Source organism: Mycobacterium sp. 1423905.2 (assembly GCF_001673155.1).
GTDB lineage: Bacteria > Actinomycetota > Actinomycetes > Mycobacteriales > Mycobacteriaceae > Mycobacterium.
Genome location: NZ_LZLE01000210.1, coordinates 1 through 18,511 on the forward strand (window position 1 = coordinate 1; position 18,511 = coordinate 18,511).

Consider the following 18,511-nt stretch of genomic DNA (forward strand, 5'->3'; position numbering starts at 1 on the left):
ACGGCGCAGCGCGGCGATCGCGTCGAGTTCGCGGGTCGCGGCCTTCTCCCGCTTGCGCAACTCGTCGAGGGCCGCGCGCCAAGTCTGCTGATCGACGACGGGGGGCAGGGCAGTGGTCATGGCATTACCTTTGCGCTCGAGGGAGGACCTTGCCAGGTATGACCGGCGCGGCCCGAGAAACTCATCGGAGCAGGCCAGGACCGAGCGGTCAGCGTTTGATTTTCCGCGCCGCGGTGAACAGACAGATAACCACGCCCAGTCAAGGAAGGCCCACGATGAAGCCGATTGTGCCCGCGACCCTCGCGATCGCCGCGCTGCTGTTCAGTGGCTGTTCAGCATCCAAGGTGATCAACACCGGCGGCGACACCAAGTGCAAGGACTTCACTTCCCAGGACGAGAAGAAGCAGAACGACGAAGTCAGCAAGATGCTCAAGGACAAAAGCGGAGCCGACCCGAGCAACATCGAGATCTCCGCGACCCGGCTGTCGGTCACGACCTACTGCCAGACCGTCGGCAAGCCGGACAGCAAGATCTCCGAGGCGCCGCACGGCTGAGCGCGCTGAGCGTGCGCTCACGGTTTCGGCTGTGAATCCACGGCGGGGTTATCGCTGAAATCCCGCCGTGGATTCACGTCGAAAGCCCGTGATACACGGTCGAATTAGCTAGAGAATGGGCCGGCCCCCGGTTACCGCGACCCGCGCCCCGGAGATGTAGCTCGCCTCGTCGGAAGCCAGCAAGACGTAGACCGGCGCCAATTCGACCGGCTGGCCGGCTCGCCCCAGCGGCGTGTCGTCGCCGAAGTTTTTCACTTTCTCCTCGGGCATGGTCGCCGGGATGAGCGGCGTCCAAATCGGGCCCGGCGCCACACTATTGACCCGGATGCCTTTGGGCCCGAGCAGCTGAGCCAGGCTGGCGGAGAAATTAGCAATCGCGGCCTTGGTGGCCGCGTAGGGGGCTAGCGTCGGGCTGGGTGAGTCGCTGTTGACCGACGAACTGCCGATGATCGATGAGCCCGGCGCCATGTGCGGCACGGCCGCCTTGGCCAGATAGAAGTAGGCCCCCACGTTGAGCTTGAAGGTGTGTTCCCATTCCTCATCCGGGATCTCGTCCAGGCTCTCGTGCGTCATCTGGAACGCCGCGTTGTTGACCAGCACGTCGATCTTGCCGAACTCCGACGCCGCCCGGTCCACCACCGCGCGGCAGTGATCCGCGTCAGCAAGGTCGCCGCGCACCAGCACGCACTTGCGGCCAGCCTCCTCGACGTAGCGTGCAACATCCTTCGCGTCTTCGTCTTCATTGAGGTAGGCAATCAGTACGTCCGCTCCTTCGCGGGCGTAGGCGATCGCCACCGCGCGGCCAATGCCGCTGTCACCGCCGGTGATAATGGCGGACTTACCGGTCAGCTTTCCCGAACCGGTGTAGCTCTCCTCACCACAGTCGGGTACCGGATCCATTTGACCCTGGACGCCAGGCGGACTTTGCTGTTGTTCCGCGAATCCCATGACTCGTTCCTTTCGTCGCCTCGCCCGCCATACCAATCTGCAAGCTGGTGAATTACTTTCGGCTCTCACGGCGGCTCGCTTGCCGAATGCGCATCTGCACCAAACGGTAGCTATAGCCGCCGACCCCGCTGCAGGGGTAACCCTTTCCGGCTCGGGTAAACGCAGCGGCGCCGTCCCGACCGGCTACGTTGAGCTGATGAGAAGCGACTTCACGACGTCCACTCAACGCCTCTTCTCGCTGGCCGAGCAGGTGCAAGGTTTCATGCCGGTCGACGAAGGGCAGGCGCTGTACGAGGCCGCGCTGCGGTATCTCGGTGGTGGCGTCGGCGTCGAGATCGGCACCTATTGCGGCAAGTCGACGTTGCTGCTCGGCGCGGCAGCCCAGCAAACCGACAGCGTCCTCTACACCGTCGATCACCACCATGGATCCGAAGAGCATCAGCCCGGCTGGGAGTTCCATGACGCCTCGATGGTCGACGAAGTCACCGGATTGTTCGACACCCTGCCGACATTCCGCCGCACGCTGGACGCCGCCCAGCTCGGCGACCATGTCGTCGCCGTCGTGGGTAAGTCACCGGTTGTCGCCCGGGCCTGGCGGTCCCCGCTGGAGTTGTTGTTCATCGACGGCGGCCACTCCGAAGCCGCCGCCAACCAAGATTTCGACGGATGGGCGAAGTGGGTGAGTGTCGGCGGCACGCTGGTCATCCACGACGTTTTTCCGGACCCCGAGGACGGTGGCCGGCCGCCGTATTACATCTATTGCCGCGCAATGGATTCCGGGCAGTTCCGGGAAGTGGGTTGCACTGGCTCACTACGGGTGTTGGAGCGCACCGGCGGAACGCTCGGCGAGCCGATCAAAGTCACCGACTAGTCGTCAGGCACTCGCAATCGAAATCGTCTTGCAGACCCACCGGAAGGCCGTCGCCGCGGAACAGCCCGCTGGCCGGTGTGGTGTCTGACAATGCGTCGGCGGCCAAGATCATCGCCGCGCCCGTCCAGGTAGTGCGCTCCTCGGGCCACCGTTTGCCGTCGGCGAACACCAACCCGGTCCAGTACGAGCCGTCCTCTTCGCGCAAGTGCTGCATGGCGTCGAACTGGCGATGCGCGGCCGGCCGAAGATCCATGGCGTCCAGCGCCATGACCAGTTCGCAGGTTTCCGCGCCGGTCACCCACGGACGATCGACGACGCACCGGATGCCAAGACCGCCCACCACAAAGTCGCCCCAGCGCTGCTTGATTCGCGCGACGGCCGCCGGACCCCGCAACGCACTGCCCAGAATGGGGTAATACCAGTCCATCGAGTAACGGTCTTTCTCGGTGAACGCCTCAGGGTGCTCGGTAATGGCATGGCCCAATCGGCCAAGAGCCAACTCCCATTCCGGCTGCGGGTCCCCGATGAAAGCCGCAAGGGCCAGCGCACACCTGATGCTGTGGAAGATGCTGGCGCAACCTGTCAGCAGCGCTTCTTGCATCGGACCTGCTTCGCCTGTGGCCCAACAGATTTCGCCGAATCCGAATTGCAAGTCGATGACGAAATCGATGGCCCTGCGCACGGTCGGCCACATGTGCTGGGCGAACCTGCGGTCACCGGTGACCAGCACGTGGTGCCATACGCCTGCGGCGATGTACGCACAGAAGTTGCTGTCGCTGTTCGCATCTTCGACGATCCCAGCGCGCACTTGGATCGGCCAGGAGCCGTCGGGTCGCTGAGTGCGCCGACTCCATTCGAATGCGGCCCGAGCGGGTTCCAGCAGTCCGGCGGCGGTGAGGCCCATAGCGCATTCGATGTGATCCCACGGATCGGTGTGCCCACCTTCGAACCACGGGATTGCGCCGGACGATTCCTGCGCGGCGGCGATGGACAACGCGGTCTGTCGGCACTGCTCGGCGGTAACGACGCCCGGCACCGCCGGCGCGCTACCCCGACGCAACTGAAGTCCCGAGCATCGCCGCACTTCGGGTCGCAGGTGGCTTGGTGAAGTACATCGCCACACTCTTACCCACCAACGGGTTCAGCAGCGACTCGGCCACCTGGATCAGTTTCGGCCGCTGCATCAGGTCCCACACCAGAAGCTTGTGATACGCGGCCACCGCCGGATGATCCGGATGCGACACGCCGACAGCGCATTTCAGCCACCAGAACGGCGAGTGCAAAGCATGGGCGTGATGGGTATGCGTCAACGTCAGTCCCCGGCCGGTGAACTTCTCGCGTAATTGGCTTGCGCGGTAGATTCGTACGTGGCCGCCTTCGTTGCTGTGGTATTCCTCCGACAACAGCCAGCAGAGTTGCTCGGGTAACCACCGCGGCACGCTGATCGCCAGCGTGCCACCGACTTTCAGCACCCGGATGAGCTCGGCGATCGCCGCGTCGTCCTGCGGGATGTGCTCGAGGATCTCTGAGGCGATGACGCAGTCAAAGGTCTCATCGGCGTACGGCAAGCTGAGCGCGTCGCCCCGCACGACTTTCGCCGATGCGGCGGCCGGCGCCTCACCGGCCTCGGCCATTGCCCGCAGAATCGTGTCGACAGAACGGAGTTCGGGCTCATCGCGATCAAACGCGACGACGTCGGCGCCGCGGCGATACGCCTCGAACGCATGCCGGCCGGCGCCGCAGCCCACATCGATGACGCGCGTGGCCGGTCCGATGGCCAACCGATCGAAATCGACTGTCAGCACTGGGTCTGGCTTCCGATTGCGGCTTTGCGCGCAATTGCCCGCTGGTAAACCCGGACGGTTTGCGCGGCTACTGCCTCCCAACTGAAGACGCTGACCGCGCGATCCCTTCCCGCTCGACCGAGTTCGGCGCGCTTTTCCGGCGAGTCGAGCAGCGCGCCCAACGCTTGGGTGAGGGCGTCGACGTTGGCGGGCGGCACCAATTCGGCGCAGGCGCCATCGGTTCCCAAGACTTCGGGCAGCGCGCCCACCCGGCTGGCGACGATGGGGGTGCCGCTGGCCATGGCTTCTACCGCCGGCAACGAGAAGCCTTCGTAGAGAGACGGAATGCAGGCCACCTCGGCCGACGCGAACAGGGCGGCGAGATCGGCATCCGAGACGCCGCTGGCGATGTGGACGATGTCTGAGATGCCAAGCTCCGCAATGAGTTTGTGCGTGGGCCCGTTGGGTTCGACCTTTGCGACGAGACGCAACTCGAGGTCTCGATTCACCCGCAGCCTGGCAACGGCATGCAACAGCGTGCTGACTCCCTTGAGCGGGGTATCGGCACTGGCGATCGCAATCACCCGCCCGCGTTGCCGGGGCAGCGGTCCGGGCTGGAACAAATTGGTGTTCACGCCCAGCGGCACCACATGCAATTGATCTGGCGAGACGCCGAAGTCGGTGACGATGTCCGCAGCCGACGACGACGACACCGTCAGCAAATCCGGAATCTGGCGCGCCACCTGCTTTTGCATGGTGGCGAATCCATACCAGCGGTGCACCAACGGTTTCCGCCACCATCGCGCTGCGGCGAGGTCGAGCACCCGATCCCGGGTGATCGGATGGTGCACGGTGGCCACCACCGGAAGACCAGCGGCGATCTTAAGCAGCCCGGTGCCCAGGCTTTGGTTGTCGTGAACAATGTCGAAGTCGGCGAGGCGGTCGGCGAGTTGCCGCGCCACCCGCAGCGTGAACGTTCGCGGCTCCGGGAACCCGGCCGTCCACATGGTAGCTAGTTCCAGCACGTCGATCGCGTCGCGGATCTCGCTTGGCCGCGGCACCCGGAAGGGGTCCGGTTCGCGGTACAGATCCAGGCTCGGCACCTTGGTCAGCCGCACCCGCGGATCAAGAAGCTGTGGGTACGGCTGCCCGGAGAAGACCTCGACGTCATGCCCGAGCTCCACCAGACCACGGCTGAGATGGCGCACGTAAACACCCTGTCCGCCGCAATGAGTCTTACTACGGTAGGACAGCAGGGCAATTCGCATACTCAACTCTTATCCGCCCACCAAACGCCGCGGGCAAGCGCCCCCCATTCCGTCGCCATCAACGCACTCGCGACCACCGCGGCAGCAAACTGGACATGTGTCCAGATGATAGTTCGGTGACCTAATCGACGCAACGCGCCGGACCGGTCGCCTGCCTGCGGCGCAGACCAACCGGGAGAATTGTCGTGCGGCATTGAAAACCGACGTTAACGACGATGTCTCGATTTGGTTTAGAAACGGCGTTCGCGGTCGACTTAGGTGTAGAGATTCCCCGCCCGCACGAGTAGACAGACCGCTCTGTCTTACTGAACGTTTCCAGCCTCGAGCCTGTCTTCAAGAACCAGGACGGCCGTCGAAGGTTTCAGCCACTGGTCGACCGAGGAGCACGCCATGAGCCTAGCCCCTACAGATCTGTTTCCCGCGTACTTGAGGTTGAGCACCCGGCTGGTCTCCGAACTGGGAGCCCAGAACAGCACGCTGCGGGCCGCGGTCCAAGGCACTGGCTCAGCGGTGATTGTCTACGCCGGAGGCGAGGTCGACGCCTGCAACGAGGACACCTGGCGCCTGCTGCTTCGCGAGGCGTCGGCGTTCGTTGACCCGCAGCACCCGTTCCTGGTCGACATCAACAGCGTCGACTTCATGTCCTGTTCGGGGTGGGAAGCATTGGCAGACCAGGCGCACCGATGCCGTGAGCGCGGGATCGATCTCTGTCTGATCAGCTTGCAACCGTCGGTCGGCCGAATGGTGGAAGCGTGCGGCCTGGGTGACGTTCTGACCGTGCACCCCAGCGCAGCCCAAGCCTTGGACCTCTACGAACCAGCCTGCCCCGAGGTCGAGATCGGCGAAGCCTGCTAAAGGATTAGGGCCTAACCGCCGAGATTGCGCACCGCCGTGTCGAGATCCTCGGCCTGCTCCGCGAATTCCCGGTCGGAGAGGTCGGTGCCGCCGGCCCGCTCCACCACGTCCTGGCGCGTCGCGATTTGCAACGCCCCGCGATAGTCGTCGGACTCGAGTTGATCGGGGGTGACCACCTCGGTGCGCCCTTCGATGAGGATCAGCACCGCGTCCTCGTCTGAAGAGTCGAGCAATCGGCGGACGTCCTCTGCCTCGACCGTCATTTCTGGCCCCTTCCGGTGCGCTGCTGCAATTTGTCGATGAGCTCGGATGCCTGTGCCTTGGTGAGGTTCTCGGGAAGGTCTTCGCCGGCTTCCCGTGCCAAGGTGTTGAGGTAGCTGCGCTGCGGGCCGGTCATGGGCTCGTCACCGGTGACCCACTGCGACTGGTCCTTCTCCGGGTTCTCCTGCGGGGCTCGTGCCGCGTCGTCGGCCATGAAACTAGCTATGCCCGCTCGCCGACGGTCATAACCAGGCACCGCGTGTCCGCTGACCGACATAGATTGGTGAGGTGGGGCGACGCACATGTGCCCCGTCGAACGGAGCTGGAATGGACGAGAGGACCGCCGCCGAAGAGATGGACCCGGCGCGACGAGCCGCCAAGGTGGGGGAGCGGGTCAAGGAACTCAGTGAACGCCGCGCCGCGCTGGCCGCCGGCCAGCGGCCGACCAGAGAGTCGGTGGATCTGGCCCGTCACCGCGCGGAGGAATCTATGCACCGTGCTCAAGCCGCCCACCATGCCGCGGCTGTACGCCACGAGGAGTTGGCGCGGGTCCATGAGAGAACGGCCAACACCTTCCAGTCAGCAGCGTTGCACGGCGTCGACGATCCGGCGCATCTGCAAGAAGTGGCCGACCGGCATTGGGAAGCCGCGCAGGAAAGCCACCTGAAGAGCCTGGAAGATCAGGCCAAAGCCGACGATCCTGGTAAGTCGTCGTCGGGTTAGGGGTCAAGGCCGCAGCGCCACCCGGATGCAGTTGTCTTTTTTGTTCTTGAACAAGTCATAGGCCCGCACACCTTCTTCCAGCGGCAGGTCGTGGGTGATCAGCTTGGCGGGGTCCAGGTCGCCCTGCTCGACATAGTCGAACAACCGGGTCATGTAGCGCTGGCCGTGCTGCTGCGAAGTCTTGAGGGTGAGTCCCTTGTTGGTCAGCACACCCATCGGGAACTTGTCGGTGACCCCGTAGACGCCAAGCACCGAGACCACCCCGCCCTTGCGGCAGGCCAGTATCGCTTGCCGCATGGCGGTGGCCCGGTCGGTTTCCAGCCGCAGCAATTGCTTGGCCTTGTCGTACAGCTGCTGCACTCCGGTGCCGTGGCCCTCCATGCCGACCGCTTCGATGCAGGAGTCCGGTCCTCGACCTCCGGTCATCTCACGCAATGTCTCGTGCACACTGTCGACCGCGGTGTAGTCGATGGTCTCCAGGCCGAAGTGATCACGCGCCAGCGCCAAGCGCTCGGGAATCCGGTCGATGACGATGGATCGCTCGGCCCCCAGCAATAGCGCGCTGCGGGCCGCCATGAGGCCGACGCCGCCCGCGCCCCATACCGCGACCGTGTCACCTCCGGCGATATCGCAGAAGTCGGCGCCCATGAAGCCAGTCGGCACCGCGTCGGAGAGGAACAGCGCTTGTTCGTCGCTGATGTCGCCGGGGATGGCGAAGCAATTCGCGTCGCCGAACGGGACCCGGACGTATTGGGCGTGGGAGCCCGCGTAGCCGCCGAAGGGATGGGTGTAGCCGTAGATACCCCCGGACGGATACCCGAGCAGCGGCTGCTGCAGTTCGGCGTTGGGGTTCGTGGTGTCGCAACAGGCATACAATTCGTGGTCGCAATACCAGCACTGGTTGCATGCGATGAACGACGGCACCACCACTCGGTCACCGACCTTGGTATCGCGCACTTCGGGGCCGGTCTCGGCGACCACACCCATGAACTCGTGGCCGAAAACGTCGCCTTCTCGCATGCCGGGCAGGTAGCCGTCGATGAAGTGCAGGTCCGACCCGCAGGTGGTGGTCAGCCGGACTTCGACGATCACATCGTGTGGATTGAGCAGCTTGGGGTCGTCGACCGTCTCCACCGACAAGTCGTTGACGCCGTTCCAGCACAGTGCGCGCATTGTTCCCTCTCGCTTACCGCGCGGATTCCCGCGCGCTGGGGTTGGACTTGATGGTCGGGACCTCACCGGTCTGCAGCAAGGCGCGCAGGCGATACAGCAACTTGAATGCGGCCGCACCGGTCAGCATCCCCGGCGCGGGGGTCTTGACGTGCAGGGTCACCTCGGTGCCCAGGTCGCGCGGGGCGGGTCGATACTTGACCGTCAGTTCGTTGTCGTCGGAGGTCCCGACGAACTCGACGCCGTCGGGGAAGCTGACCAGTCGCGATTCCCAGGTCACATTGGGTTCGCCCAGCGTCCGCCATCGGTAGCGGTCCTCGCCCGTGGCTTCGACTTCGGCGATGTCACCGAGAACCACCGACAAGCGAGCGGGGTCGTGCCAGGTCTCTGCCACGCGCTCGACCGGGCACGCGATGGTGACCGTCTGGGCTGCGGCCCGTTGTGGTTGCAGCTCGACAACCTTGTTGACCACGTTGAGCACTTGGCCTTTGGCGGCGTCCAGATAACTCATTGCACGCTCCCTTCGTTGGCTGGTTGCGTTACCCACCGATGCAGCGCCCAAACGACAGGACGCGGATTGAGTAGCCGTGTGGTGTGCGGGTATTGGTGGGACGTGGAGCCGTTCGAGTCAAGCGAGAGCCCGCACTTGGAAGAGGAGGCGCCCGCGACTACGCCCGCCGTTGCGTCCGGTGGCCGGCTGATGTCGCGGATATCGCCGCCACTGTTGCCGCCGGAGCCGGCGGGGCTGCACGAGCTGACCGTCGACGGCGGGCGCAAAGTTCTGCTCTATGTGCCTAGCGGGTACCGGCTCACCACGGCGGCGCCGTTGGCCGTGTTGTTACACGGCGCCGGGGGCAATGCCCGCGGGGGGATCGACCCGTTCCTCGGGTTCGCGGACGGATGCGGTGTGCTGCTGCTGGCGCCCGAGAGCACCGCTTCGACCTGGGACGTGATTGTCGGATCCTTCGGGCCCGATGTGCGGCTGGTGAACAGTGCTCTGTCCCACGTCTTCACTCATTACGCCGTTGACGTCAATCATGTTGCAATAGGCGGGTTTTCGGATGGCGCGTCATATGCGCTGTCGCTGGGATTGACCAACGGTGACCTGTTCACCCATGTCATCGCGTTCTCGCCGGGGTTCGCTGCACCTGGAGACACCGTGGGACGGCCCGCCGTCTTTATCGCCCACGGCACCCACGACCAAGTGCTGCCCATTGACATGACCAGCCGTCGGCTGCGGCCGCGGCTAGAACGCGCCGGTTATGACGTTGCCTATCAGGAGTTTTCGGGAGGTCACCTGGTGCCGGCCGAGCGCGCCAGGTCGGCCCTGGACTGGTTCCTGCGGTAGCGATGGCCGAAGTCGCCATCCTGATCGGCCTGCAGGCGGCGGGCAAAACCACGTTCTACCGGCAGCGGCTCGCGGCAACCCACGTGCATGTCAGCAAAGACAACTTCCGCCACAACCGCAACCGGCAGCGCAGGCAGATGCAGCTGATCACCGACGCTCTGGCGGCGGGCCGCGACGTGGCGGTCGACAACACCAATCCCTCCTCGCTCGAATGGGAACCGATCGTCGACCTCGCGCACGCGTGCGGCGCGCCGGTTGTCGCATACTGGTTCCCACCAGACGTCACCGCTTCGTTGCGGCGCAATGTCAATCGCAGCGGACATGCGCGCGTATCAGAGATCGCGATCTTGTCGACGGTCAAACGTCTGCGGCCACCTCGCCCCGAGGACGGCTTCGACCGACTCGTCGAGGTCAGCTTCGACGGCGCAGGCGGCTTCCGCCTGGCGCCCCTCGATATGCGGACGCAATGAATCGCGTTCGTAGTGTTTGCCTCCGCCAATACGGGAATCCGTACTGCCAAGCCGTTGCGTCAGGCGGGGCCCGGGGGAAAGGGGAAGTCGTGACAGCCACGATCGGCCACCGAGGTGGCGTCACGATCATCGGAGCCGGGTTCGGCGGCATCTGCATGGCAATCAAACTGCGTCGCGCCGGAATTCCGTTCACGATCATGGAGAAGGGTGACCGGGTCGGCGGAGTGTGGCGGGACAACACCTACCCAGGCGCGGCTTGCGACGTTCCGTCGCATTTGTACTCGTACTCCTTCGAGCCGAGCCACGACTGGTCGCGCAAGTACGGCACCCAACCCGAGATCCAGAGCTACATCGACTACTGCGCGCGCAAGTACGGCATCATCGACCACGTCCGCTTCGGTCAAGAGGTAACGCGAGCCGGTTTTGACGAGACGACGGCCCAATGGACCGTCGAGACCTCCGACGGTGGCAGCGTCAACTCCGCCTTTTTGGTCGCCGCCACCGGTCAGCTCAGCCTGCCCGCAGATCCGAAATTTCCTGGAATGCAAGACTTCACCGGGCACGCCTTCCATTCGGCGCGCTGGGACCACGATTACGACTTGCGCGGCAAGCGGGTTGCGGTCGTGGGCACCGGCGCGTCGGCAATCCAGTTCGTTCCCGAGATCGCGCCGCAGGTCGACCAGCTGCACCTGCTGCAGCGGTCGGCGCCGTACGTGTTGCCAAAGCCCGACCGGCGCTACACCCCGCTAGAGAAGTATCTCTACCGGCATTTCGCCGGCTCGCTGGTGGCCAGCCGAACCCGCCAGTACGTCTACCACGAGGCGCGGGTGATCCCGTTGACCAAGGGGATCGGCATCAAAGCGCTGGAGCGCGGATGGGAACGCTACCTGCGTTCGCAGATTTCCGACGAAGCGCTGCGGGCCAAGCTGCGTCCCGACTACCCGATTGGGTGCAAGCGGGTGCTGCTGTCCAACGATTGGTATGCAGCGCTGAGCCGGCCCAACGTCGAGGTGATCACCGCCGGCCTGACCGAAGTGAGACCCCACAGCATCGTTGCGGCGGACGGCAGCGAATGCCAAGTCGACACCATTATCTTCGGCACCGGCTTCGCGGCGAACGACTTCCTCGCCCCGATGACGATCGTCGGTCGGGACGGTCGCCGGCTGCACGACGTATGGCAAGACCGCGGCGGGGCCGAAGCGTTCAAAGGCATTGCGGTGAGTGGCTTTCCGAACCTGTTCATCTTGTACGGGCCGAATACGAACCTGGGCCACAACTCGATCATCTACATGCTGGAGTCCCAGGCCGACTATGTGCTCGAGGCGATCCGGCACGCCGCCACGCACGGCGCCAAATGGCTCGACGTGCGGCCCGAAGCTCACCAGGAATACAACGACGACCTGCAGCGCAGCCTGAAGAAAACGGTGTGGCAGCGCGGTTGTGACAGTTGGTATGTGACCGAGGCGGGCAAGAACACCAATAACTGGCCGAGTTTCACGTTCGACTACCGGCGCCAGACCCGGTTCTTCGATCCGGTGCATTACCGGACCGACGCGGCCGAACCATCCCAGCTCATCACCACAGGAGGTCAACGATGACCACCACCGTCGAAACCCTGCCCATCCTGCAGACCTTGGCCGCGCGGGTGCAAGCGGCCGGGTCAGGCAAATACCGCGAGGTCACCAATGCGATGACCGGTCAGACGTTGGGCCGGGTGCCCCACTGCAGCGCCGAGGACGTGGTCGCCGCGGCCGAGCGCGCCCGGCGAGTGCAGCAGAGCTGGGCGGCGCGCCCTGTCGCCGAACGCGCCGCTGTGCTGCTGCGTTTTCACGACCTGGTGCTCAAGCGCCAAGACGAGGTGCTCGACATCATCCAGTTGGAGAACGGCAAGGCTCGTCGGCATGCGTTCGAGGAAGTCATCGACGTGGCACTCACCTCGCGCTACTACGCGAACACGGCCGAGGAGGCGCTCAAACCCAAACGGCGCCAAGGGGTTCAGCTGGTGCTGACCGAGGTGTGGGAATACCACCATCCCAAAGGTTTGGTCGGTGTCATCGCCCCGTGGAACTATCCGTTGACGCTGGGTATCAGCGACGCCATTCCGGCGATCGTGGCCGGCAACGCGGCGGTGATCAAGCCCGACGACCGCACCCCGTTCTCGGTGCTCTGGGCGTTGGGTCTGCTGGAGGAAGCCGGGATGCCGCCGGGATTGGTGCAGATCGTCACCGGCCCGGGTTCGGAGCTCGGCACACCGATCATCGAACAGTCTGACTATCTGATGTTCACCGGTTCCACCAGCGTCGGACGCAACGTGGCCGCGCAGGCCGGGGAGCGGTTGATCGAATGTTCGATGGAATTGGGCGGCAAGAACGCGCTGTTGGTGCTCGACGACGCCGACCCAGGTAAGGCCGCGGTCGGCGCCACCCGCGCCTGCTTCTCCAACGCCGGACAGCTGTGCATTTCGATCGAGCGGATCTATGTGCCGAAACCGTTGTGGGACAACTTCGTTCGCAAATTCGTCGCGGCGACGGAGAAGATGAAGCTGTCGGCGGCGCTGGACTATTCGGGCGACATGGGTTCGTTGATCAACGAAACCCAGCTCAAGACGGTGATCGAACACGTCGACGACGCGGTGGCCAAAGGCGCCACCGTGCTCACCGGCGGCCGCCCGCGCCCGGACATCGGTCCACACTTCTACGAGCCGACCATTCTCACCGGCGTCAAGGAGGGCATGACCGCCTACGCCGACGAGACCTTCGGTCCAGTGGTGTCGCTGTACCCGGTGGACAGTGAGGACGAAGCGATCGCGAAGGCCAACGACAGCACCTTCGGCTTGAACTTCAGCGTGTGGACCTCAGACCCGCAGCGCGGCCGCCGCGTCGCCGCGCAACTGCAGGCCGGAACGGTCAATGTCAACGAAGGCTATGCCGCAGCCTGGGCGTCGCTCGACGCGCCGATGGGCGGCATGAAGGACTCCGGGCTCGGCCGCCGCCACGGTGAACACGGGATATTGAAATACACTGAGTCGCAAACCATTGCGATCGAACGCGTACTGCCCGTCGGCGCCCCGCCGTGGGTGCGCGCGGATCGCTACGCCCGAGTGATGACCCAGGGACTGCGCGCGCTCAAGCGGCTGCCCGGCGTCAAGTAGGAGGAAGACATGACTTCAGACGTCGACTACGACGTAGTCATCATCGGCTCCGGATTCGGCGGCTCGGTATCGGCGCTACGGCTGACCGAGAAGGGCTACCGCGTGGCGGTGCTGGAAGCCGGGCGCCGGTTCGAGGACTCGCAATTCCCCAAGAACAGCCTGGACGTCCGCAATTTCTTGTGGGCACCCAAACTGGGCTGCACCGGTATCCAGCGGATCCATGTGCTGCCCGACGTCATCGTGCTCGCCGGGGCGGGCGTGGGCGGCGGCTCGCTGAACTACGCGAACACCCTGTACGAACCCAAGTCGGACGCCTTTTACCGCGACCGGCAGTGGGCGCACATCACCGACTGGCGCTCTGAGTTGGAGCCCTACTATGACCAAGCCAAACGCATGCTCGGTGTCGTCCGAAACCCCACCATGACCCCGTCCGACCAAGTTTTGCGCAAGGTGGCCGATGACCTGGGCGTCGGCGACACGTTCGGCATGACCCCGGTCGGCGTCTTCTTCGGACCGGACAACAACCCCACGCCGGGGGTGGAAGTCGAGGATCCGTTCTTCGGCGGGGCGGGTCCGCGCCGGCGCGGCTGCCTCGAAGTGGGCGAGTGCATGACCGGTTGCCGGCACAACGCCAAGAACACCCTGGTGAAGAACTACCTGTATCTGGCCGAACGCGCCGGTGCCCGCGTCCACGACCTGACCACCGTCACCGCGGTGCGCCCCCTTCCCGACGGCGGATACGCCGTGGACACCGTGCGCAGCGGCAGTTGGCGTAAGCGGCGCACGGCCGGCACCATCACTGCTGAGCAGGTGATCTTCGCCGCCGGCACCTGGGGAACCCAGCAGTTGCTGCACCGACTGAAGGCCGACGGCACGCTGAGCAACGTCTCCGACCGGCTCGGGGTACTGACTCGAACGAACTCCGAGGCGCTGTGCGGCGCCAGCGTGCGGATGCGTCAAGGCAAAGACGCGGGCTTCCATCAGGGCGTCGCCATCACGTCCTCGATCCACCCCGACGAGCGGACCCACATCGAACCCGTCCGCTACGGCAAGGGTCCGCAGTCGATGGGCCTGCTGACCACCGTCATGACCGACGGCGGCGGCCGCTTCCCGCGCTGGCTGAGATGGCTGGGGCAAGTGCTGCGTCACCCGGGACAGGCCGCCTCGGTCTACGTCGGCCTGCGTGACTGGTCCCAGCGGACCGTGATCGCGTTAGTCATGCAGACCGAGGACAACTCATTGACGCTGTTTCCCAAGCACAGGCGGTTGGGTGGGGTCAAGCTGTCGTCGCGGCAAGGCCACGGGGTGCCGAACCCGACCTGGATTCCCAAAGCCAACGAAGCGGTCCGCAAGCTCGCTGAGGATATCGGCGGCATGCCGTACAGCAGCGTCGGGGAAATCTTCGACGTCCCCCTGACGGCGCATTTCCTCGGTGGCTGCGTCATCGGCGACTCACCGCAGACCGGCGTGATCGATCCCTACCACCGCATGTACGGCCATCCTGGGCTGCACGTGGTGGACGGGTCGGCGATCTCTGCCAACATCGGCGTCAACCCGTCACTGACCATCACCGCGCAGGCAGAGCGCGCAATGTCGTTCTGGCCTAACAAGAACGAGCCTGACGGTCGACCGAGGCTCGGAGAGGCCTACGAACGCATCGCGACGGTGGCGCCGCAACGGCCGGTGGTTCCGACGCACGCTCCGGCGGCGTTGCGGCTGGCCTGACCCGGCGGCCGCTGCGGTCGCGCGCAAGGTGCTGGACGGCTAGGTTGCCGTCATCTTGGTTTTCATGCAGAGGAGCACCTCGTGTCCGACAAGACGCCCGACGACATCTTCAAACTGGCCAAGGACGAGCACATCGAATATGTCGACGTCCGGTTCTGTGATCTGCCAGGAACCATGCAGCACTTCACAATTCCTATCTATGCCTTCGATGAGGACGTGTTCGAGGACGGCTTGGCCTTCGACGGCTCGTCAATTCGCGGATTCCAGTCGATCCACGAGTCCGACATGTTGCTGCTACCCGATCCGGAAACGGCGGTGATCGACCCGTTCCGAAAAGCCAAGACGCTGAATGTGAACTTCTTCGTGCATGACCCGTTCACTCTCGAGGTCTATTCGCGCGACCCGCGCAACGTCGCGCGCAAAGCCGAGAACTATTTGGTCAGTTCCGGCATCGCCGATACCGCCTTCTTCGGCCCAGAAGCCGAGTTCTACATTTTCGACTCGGTCAGCTTCGACTCGAGCACCAACGAATCCTTCTACAAAGTGGACGCGACTTCGGGGTGGTGGAACACGGGGAAGGAAACCGAGGCTGACGGCAGCCCCAACCTCGGCTACAAGGTGCGCCCCAAGGGGGGCTACTTTCCGGTGGCGCCCACCGACCATTACGTCGATCTGCGGGACCAGATCCTCACCCACCTGACCAATGCCGGCTTCCTGCTGGAGAAGGGCCATCACGAGGTCGGCAGCGGCGGCCAGGCCGAAATCAACTATCAGTTCAACACTTTGTTGCATGCGGCCGACGACCACCAGATGTACAAGTACATCGTCAAGCAGACCGCCAGACACGCCGGCAAGACCGTGACTTTCATGCCCAAGCCGCTGTTCGGTGACAACGGGTCGGGCATGCACTGCCATCAGTCGCTGTGGAAAGACGGCGTTCCGCTGATGTTCGACGACGAGGGTTACGCCGGCCTCTCGGACCTTGCGCGCCACTACATCGGCGGTCTGCTCTACCACGCCCCCTCGTTGTTGGCCTTCACCAATCCGACGGTCAACTCCTACAAGCGGCTGGTTCCCGGCTACGAGGCCCCGATCAACCTGGTCTACAGCCAGCGCAACCGCTCGGCGTGTGTGCGAATCCCGATCACCGGTAACAACCCCAAAGCTAAACGGCTCGAGTTTCGGTGCCCGGATTCTTCTGGAAACCCGTACCTTTCGTTCGCGGCCATGTTGATGGCCGGGCTGGACGGCATCAAGAACAAGATCGAGCCTCCGCCGCCAATCGACAAGGACCTGTACGAGTTGCCGCCCGAGGAAGCCGCCGATATTCCCCAGGCACCCACCGCCCTGTCCGCGGTAATCGACCGCCTGGAAGAGGACAGCGAATACCTTACGGAGGGCAGCGTTTTCACGCCTGACTTGATTCAGACGTGGATCGATTACAAACGCGACTACGAAATTGCGCCGGTCAACCTACGCCCCACCCCGTACGAGTTCGCGCTGTATTACGACGTGTGAGCGCGTCAGGCGTCCGGGTCGGGTGCCCATCGCGGCAGGCGCACGTCAGTGCGGTGCGCAGAACGCGCGGCCGCCAGAGTTGCCGTGCGTTCACCGTTGATCGCGGTGGTCGGTGGCGGCTGACCCTTACGCAGGGTCGCGATGAGTTCTCGATAGGGGCCAATGAGGTAGACGGTGTCGCCGGCCTTCAATCGGGCATCGCGGCGTGGCCGTAACCGAATCGGCCCTTCGGGCCGGGTGATGGCAATGACACGAGTTTGAGTGGACATGTCGACCATGCGGAGCCCGTCTAACTCGCTACCCGCGGCGACGAGCATTCCGCCGACCATGAAGGAGCGCTGCCCGACCCAGAACGTACCCAATACCTGCAACCCCATCGCGGCGCCGATGAACCAAGGCGCCGCCAGGTCGACGATCGACCGCACGTTCTCGAAGCCGAATCGCTTGTTGATGGCGGTACCCAGTGTGCGCCCTTGCACCCGCATGACGATGGGCACTTTGGTGTCGGATCCCAGAAGTTCGAGCAGCACGATGCCGGTTTCAATGTTCTGCATGTCGTCGTGCGTCACCACCGCCACGCCGCGGGCGCGGTCCACGCGCGCCGTCTCCAGCGTCTGGCGCATCGTCGAATTCCCGAAGATCACCGGCACGTCCAGTTTTGTGGCGGCCGGGAGGAAGCGATTGTTCTCGTCCTGCTCTATGACGACCACGTCGTATCCGGCGGTGGTCAGCTCGCTGACGACGCGAATGCCGACCGAACCCAGCCCCACCACGACGACATGCCCGCGCATATGACGCGCCCGGCGCAGCGCGGCCGTCTGCAGGAAGCGGCGGGACAGCAGCAGATCGGCAAGGAAAGCCACCAGGATGGCCGTGATGATGACGCCGCCGAACATCAACCCGACAGCGAACAGCCGCAACAAGATCGATTGTCGGGCGAAGCTGAAGTCACCGTAGCCCACCGTCGTAATCGTTTCGGAGGCGAAATACAACGAGTCGATCCAGGACATCGTCGGGTTGTGGTACCCGAAGCGCACCACCGTGGTCGCGCCGAGGGTGAGCAAGACAGTGAACGCCACCGAGGGAAACAAGATCGGATTCACGTCGTCGCGCATAGCGCGCGCTGCGTCGATGACTCGTCGCATCCTGGAGTTCCGAGCGCGCGTCGCACACGTGGGTGGCACGGTGATTCCGCGAGCCTCCAATTCGTCCTTCGCACCGATCATGGAAGTCCAGTCGCCGGTGTACACCTGCAGATCGCGTCCTGGACACGCCACGACCTCACCGGGGACGGGTGCGTTTCTGCCGTGCACCACCGCAACCGGCGCTAAGTCGGCGTAGATTTCGCGCAACGTTCCCTGGTGCGGCGCTTCAGCTCCCCACACTACGAATTCGATTCCCGCCGTGGCGAACTGGTGCGCGTTGCGGGACAGCACGGCCTCGACCAGTGAGGGCGTAGCGAGTTCGGCGACGTCCAAAATTGCCCCAGGGCCGTTCACGGTGGCCACCTTCCGGCGCAATACGTCGTTGGCCAACCGTGCAACCACCCGAATGTTTGAGCTGTATTGCCTTGCCAATAAGGCGATTTCGAGATTGACAGCGTCATTGGGCCCGGCGCAGACGACAGCCCGGGCCCGGTGCACTCCGGCGCCCAGGAGATCGGCGGCAGTATTGATCCTGACGATCCGGGCGCCCGCGCCTCTTAGCTCCTCGGCGATCGTTTTCGACAGCGCGTCGTCACCGCTGACGATGATCTCGCGATGGAACTGCAGAACCTCGGCCATGTCGGAGAATCCGGTCGCTAGGTTCGCACGTTCCGGTAATGCCGCAATGAGTGCGCCATGATCTCCCGACCTGTGTTCCCG

Annotated in this window: 20 protein-coding genes; 10 read left to right on the forward strand and 10 right to left on the reverse strand. The window is 64.3% G+C overall.

Going from position 1 to position 18,511, the window contains the following annotated elements:
• A partial coding sequence (locus A9W95_RS26880; protein ID WP_156746171.1) for a DUF899 family protein occupies positions 1 to 120 on the reverse strand: 120 nt, incomplete at its 3' end.
• Between the two features lie 155 nt (positions 121 to 275).
• Between A9W95_RS26880 and A9W95_RS12440 the strand changes: the two genes are divergently transcribed.
• A complete protein-coding gene (locus tag A9W95_RS12440) occupies positions 276 to 554 on the forward strand; it encodes a hypothetical protein (RefSeq protein ID WP_067412759.1) in 279 nt (92 codons plus the stop codon).
• Positions 555 to 662: 108 nt separating this feature from the next.
• Here the strand turns inward: A9W95_RS12440 and A9W95_RS12445 are convergent, their stop codons facing one another.
• A complete protein-coding gene (locus A9W95_RS12445; RefSeq protein WP_067412762.1) occupies positions 663 to 1,502 on the reverse strand; it encodes a glucose 1-dehydrogenase in 840 nt (279 codons plus the stop codon).
• Positions 1,503 to 1,698: 196 nt separating this feature from the next.
• Between A9W95_RS12445 and A9W95_RS12450 the strand changes: the two genes are divergently transcribed.
• Positions 1,699 to 2,373 (forward strand): class I SAM-dependent methyltransferase, encoded by a 675-nt coding sequence (locus A9W95_RS12450; RefSeq protein WP_067412765.1) that lies wholly within the window; start codon positions 1,699 to 1,701, stop codon positions 2,371 to 2,373.
• Here A9W95_RS12450 and A9W95_RS12455 read toward each other — a convergent pair.
• The 3 genes from A9W95_RS12455 to A9W95_RS12465 are packed head-to-tail and all read right to left on the reverse strand — an operon-like array spanning position 2,363 to position 5,425.
• Positions 2,363 to 3,433, reverse strand: a complete 1,071-nt coding sequence (locus A9W95_RS12455; protein WP_067412766.1) for a prenyltransferase — start codon at positions 3,431 to 3,433, stop codon at positions 2,363 to 2,365. The genes A9W95_RS12450 and A9W95_RS12455 overlap by 11 nt on opposite strands.
• Complete coding sequence (locus tag A9W95_RS12460; RefSeq protein ID WP_067412769.1) at positions 3,420 to 4,178, reverse strand: class I SAM-dependent methyltransferase; 759 nt, start codon at positions 4,176 to 4,178, stop codon at positions 3,420 to 3,422. Before A9W95_RS12460 ends, A9W95_RS12455 begins: the two co-directional genes overlap by 14 nt.
• Positions 4,172 to 5,425 (reverse strand): glycosyltransferase family 4 protein, encoded by a 1,254-nt coding sequence (locus tag A9W95_RS12465; protein WP_067412772.1) that lies wholly within the window; start codon positions 5,423 to 5,425, stop codon positions 4,172 to 4,174. The genes A9W95_RS12460 and A9W95_RS12465 overlap by 7 nt, the downstream gene beginning before the upstream one ends.
• A 390-nt stretch (positions 5,426 to 5,815) precedes the next feature.
• Here A9W95_RS12465 and A9W95_RS12470 point away from each other — a divergent pair, with 390 nt between their 5' ends.
• Entirely contained in the window at positions 5,816 to 6,280 is a 465-nt protein-coding gene (locus tag A9W95_RS12470) for an anti-sigma factor antagonist (RefSeq protein ID WP_067412775.1), read from the forward strand.
• A gap of 11 nt (positions 6,281 to 6,291) precedes the next feature.
• Here A9W95_RS12470 and A9W95_RS12475 read toward each other — a convergent pair whose 3' ends face one another.
• Together A9W95_RS12475 and A9W95_RS12480 are read right to left on the reverse strand one after the other, a co-directional pair.
• Positions 6,292 to 6,543 carry a hypothetical protein gene (locus A9W95_RS12475; RefSeq protein WP_067412778.1) on the reverse strand — a complete coding sequence of 84 codons (252 nt, stop codon included), beginning with the start codon at positions 6,541 to 6,543 and terminating at the stop codon, positions 6,292 to 6,294.
• Positions 6,540 to 6,755, reverse strand: a complete 216-nt coding sequence (locus A9W95_RS12480) for a DUF3072 domain-containing protein (RefSeq protein ID WP_067412781.1) — start codon at positions 6,753 to 6,755, stop codon at positions 6,540 to 6,542. Before A9W95_RS12480 ends, A9W95_RS12475 begins: the two co-directional genes overlap by 4 nt.
• 113 nt (positions 6,756 to 6,868) lie before the next feature.
• Here A9W95_RS12480 and A9W95_RS12485 point away from each other — a divergent pair, with 113 nt between their 5' ends.
• Positions 6,869 to 7,264 carry a hypothetical protein gene (locus A9W95_RS12485; protein ID WP_082983059.1) on the forward strand — a complete coding sequence of 132 codons (396 nt, stop codon included), beginning with the start codon at positions 6,869 to 6,871 and terminating at the stop codon, positions 7,262 to 7,264.
• Between the two features lie 3 nt (positions 7,265 to 7,267).
• Here the strand turns inward: A9W95_RS12485 and A9W95_RS12490 are convergent, their stop codons facing one another.
• Both A9W95_RS12490 and A9W95_RS12495 read right to left on the reverse strand, forming a co-directional pair.
• Positions 7,268 to 8,437 (reverse strand): zinc-dependent alcohol dehydrogenase, encoded by a 1,170-nt coding sequence (locus A9W95_RS12490; RefSeq protein WP_067412784.1) that lies wholly within the window; start codon positions 8,435 to 8,437, stop codon positions 7,268 to 7,270.
• Between the two features lie 13 nt (positions 8,438 to 8,450).
• Entirely contained in the window at positions 8,451 to 8,945 is a 495-nt protein-coding gene (locus tag A9W95_RS12495; RefSeq protein ID WP_067412785.1) for a hypothetical protein, read from the reverse strand.
• Between the two features lie 66 nt (positions 8,946 to 9,011).
• On the opposite strand from A9W95_RS12495, the gene A9W95_RS12500 reads away from it, so the two are divergent.
• The 6 genes from A9W95_RS12500 to glnA all read left to right on the forward strand — a co-directional run bounded on the left by A9W95_RS12500 (position 9,012) and on the right by glnA (position 16,646).
• Complete coding sequence (locus tag A9W95_RS12500; RefSeq protein WP_216638163.1) at positions 9,012 to 9,782, forward strand: alpha/beta hydrolase; 771 nt, start codon at positions 9,012 to 9,014, stop codon at positions 9,780 to 9,782.
• Positions 9,783 to 9,784: 2 nt separating this feature from the next.
• Complete coding sequence (locus A9W95_RS12505) at positions 9,785 to 10,252, forward strand: ATP-binding protein (RefSeq protein ID WP_067412790.1); 468 nt, start codon at positions 9,785 to 9,787, stop codon at positions 10,250 to 10,252.
• 89 nt (positions 10,253 to 10,341) lie between these two features.
• Positions 10,342 to 11,850, forward strand: a complete 1,509-nt coding sequence (locus A9W95_RS12510; protein WP_067412791.1) for an NAD(P)/FAD-dependent oxidoreductase — start codon at positions 10,342 to 10,344, stop codon at positions 11,848 to 11,850.
• Positions 11,847 to 13,403, forward strand: coding sequence for a succinic semialdehyde dehydrogenase (locus tag A9W95_RS12515; RefSeq protein ID WP_067412793.1), 1,557 nt, complete (start codon positions 11,847 to 11,849; stop codon positions 13,401 to 13,403). The genes A9W95_RS12510 and A9W95_RS12515 overlap by 4 nt, the downstream gene beginning before the upstream one ends.
• A 9-nt stretch (positions 13,404 to 13,412) precedes the next feature.
• Entirely contained in the window at positions 13,413 to 15,128 is a 1,716-nt protein-coding gene (locus A9W95_RS12520; RefSeq protein ID WP_067412794.1) for a GMC oxidoreductase, read from the forward strand.
• Positions 15,129 to 15,209: 81 nt separating this feature from the next.
• Positions 15,210 to 16,646, forward strand: coding sequence for a type I glutamate--ammonia ligase (gene glnA, locus A9W95_RS12525; RefSeq protein ID WP_067412797.1), 1,437 nt, complete (start codon positions 15,210 to 15,212; stop codon positions 16,644 to 16,646).
• A gap of 5 nt (positions 16,647 to 16,651) precedes the next feature.
• Here the strand turns inward: glnA and A9W95_RS12530 are convergent, their stop codons facing one another.
• Positions 16,652 to 18,430, reverse strand: a complete 1,779-nt coding sequence (locus A9W95_RS12530) for an NAD-binding protein (protein ID WP_067412799.1) — start codon at positions 18,428 to 18,430, stop codon at positions 16,652 to 16,654.
• Positions 18,431 to 18,511 lie beyond the last annotated feature (81 nt).

What these genes read in the sequence shown, in the direction of transcription:
- A9W95_RS12440 (WP_067412759.1), top strand. Translation starts at nt 276, where the DNA reads ATGAAGCCGATTGTGCCCGCGACCCTCGCGATCGCCGCGCTGCTGTTC.
- A9W95_RS12445 (WP_067412762.1), bottom strand. Translation starts at nt 1,502, where the DNA reads ATGGGATTCGCGGAACAACAGCAAAGTCCGCCTGGCGTCCAGGGTCAA.
- A9W95_RS12450 (WP_067412765.1), top strand. Translation starts at nt 1,699, where the DNA reads ATGAGAAGCGACTTCACGACGTCCACTCAACGCCTCTTCTCGCTGGCC.
- A9W95_RS12465 (WP_067412772.1), bottom strand. Translation starts at nt 5,425, where the DNA reads ATGCGAATTGCCCTGCTGTCCTACCGTAGTAAGACTCATTGCGGCGGA.
- A9W95_RS12470 (WP_067412775.1), top strand. Translation starts at nt 5,816, where the DNA reads ATGAGCCTAGCCCCTACAGATCTGTTTCCCGCGTACTTGAGGTTGAGC.
- A9W95_RS12475 (WP_067412778.1), bottom strand. Translation starts at nt 6,543, where the DNA reads ATGACGGTCGAGGCAGAGGACGTCCGCCGATTGCTCGACTCTTCAGAC.
- A9W95_RS12480 (WP_067412781.1), bottom strand. Translation starts at nt 6,755, where the DNA reads ATGGCCGACGACGCGGCACGAGCCCCGCAGGAGAACCCGGAGAAGGAC.
- A9W95_RS12485 (WP_082983059.1), top strand. Translation starts at nt 6,869, where the DNA reads ATGGACGAGAGGACCGCCGCCGAAGAGATGGACCCGGCGCGACGAGCC.
- A9W95_RS12490 (WP_067412784.1), bottom strand. Translation starts at nt 8,437, where the DNA reads ATGCGCGCACTGTGCTGGAACGGCGTCAACGACTTGTCGGTGGAGACG.
- A9W95_RS12495 (WP_067412785.1), bottom strand. Translation starts at nt 8,945, where the DNA reads ATGAGTTATCTGGACGCCGCCAAAGGCCAAGTGCTCAACGTGGTCAAC.
- A9W95_RS12505 (WP_067412790.1), top strand. Translation starts at nt 9,785, where the DNA reads ATGGCCGAAGTCGCCATCCTGATCGGCCTGCAGGCGGCGGGCAAAACC.
- A9W95_RS12515 (WP_067412793.1), top strand. Translation starts at nt 11,847, where the DNA reads ATGACCACCACCGTCGAAACCCTGCCCATCCTGCAGACCTTGGCCGCG.
- A9W95_RS12520 (WP_067412794.1), top strand. Translation starts at nt 13,413, where the DNA reads ATGACTTCAGACGTCGACTACGACGTAGTCATCATCGGCTCCGGATTC.
- A9W95_RS12530 (WP_067412799.1), bottom strand. Translation starts at nt 18,430, where the DNA reads ATGGCCGAGGTTCTGCAGTTCCATCGCGAGATCATCGTCAGCGGTGAC.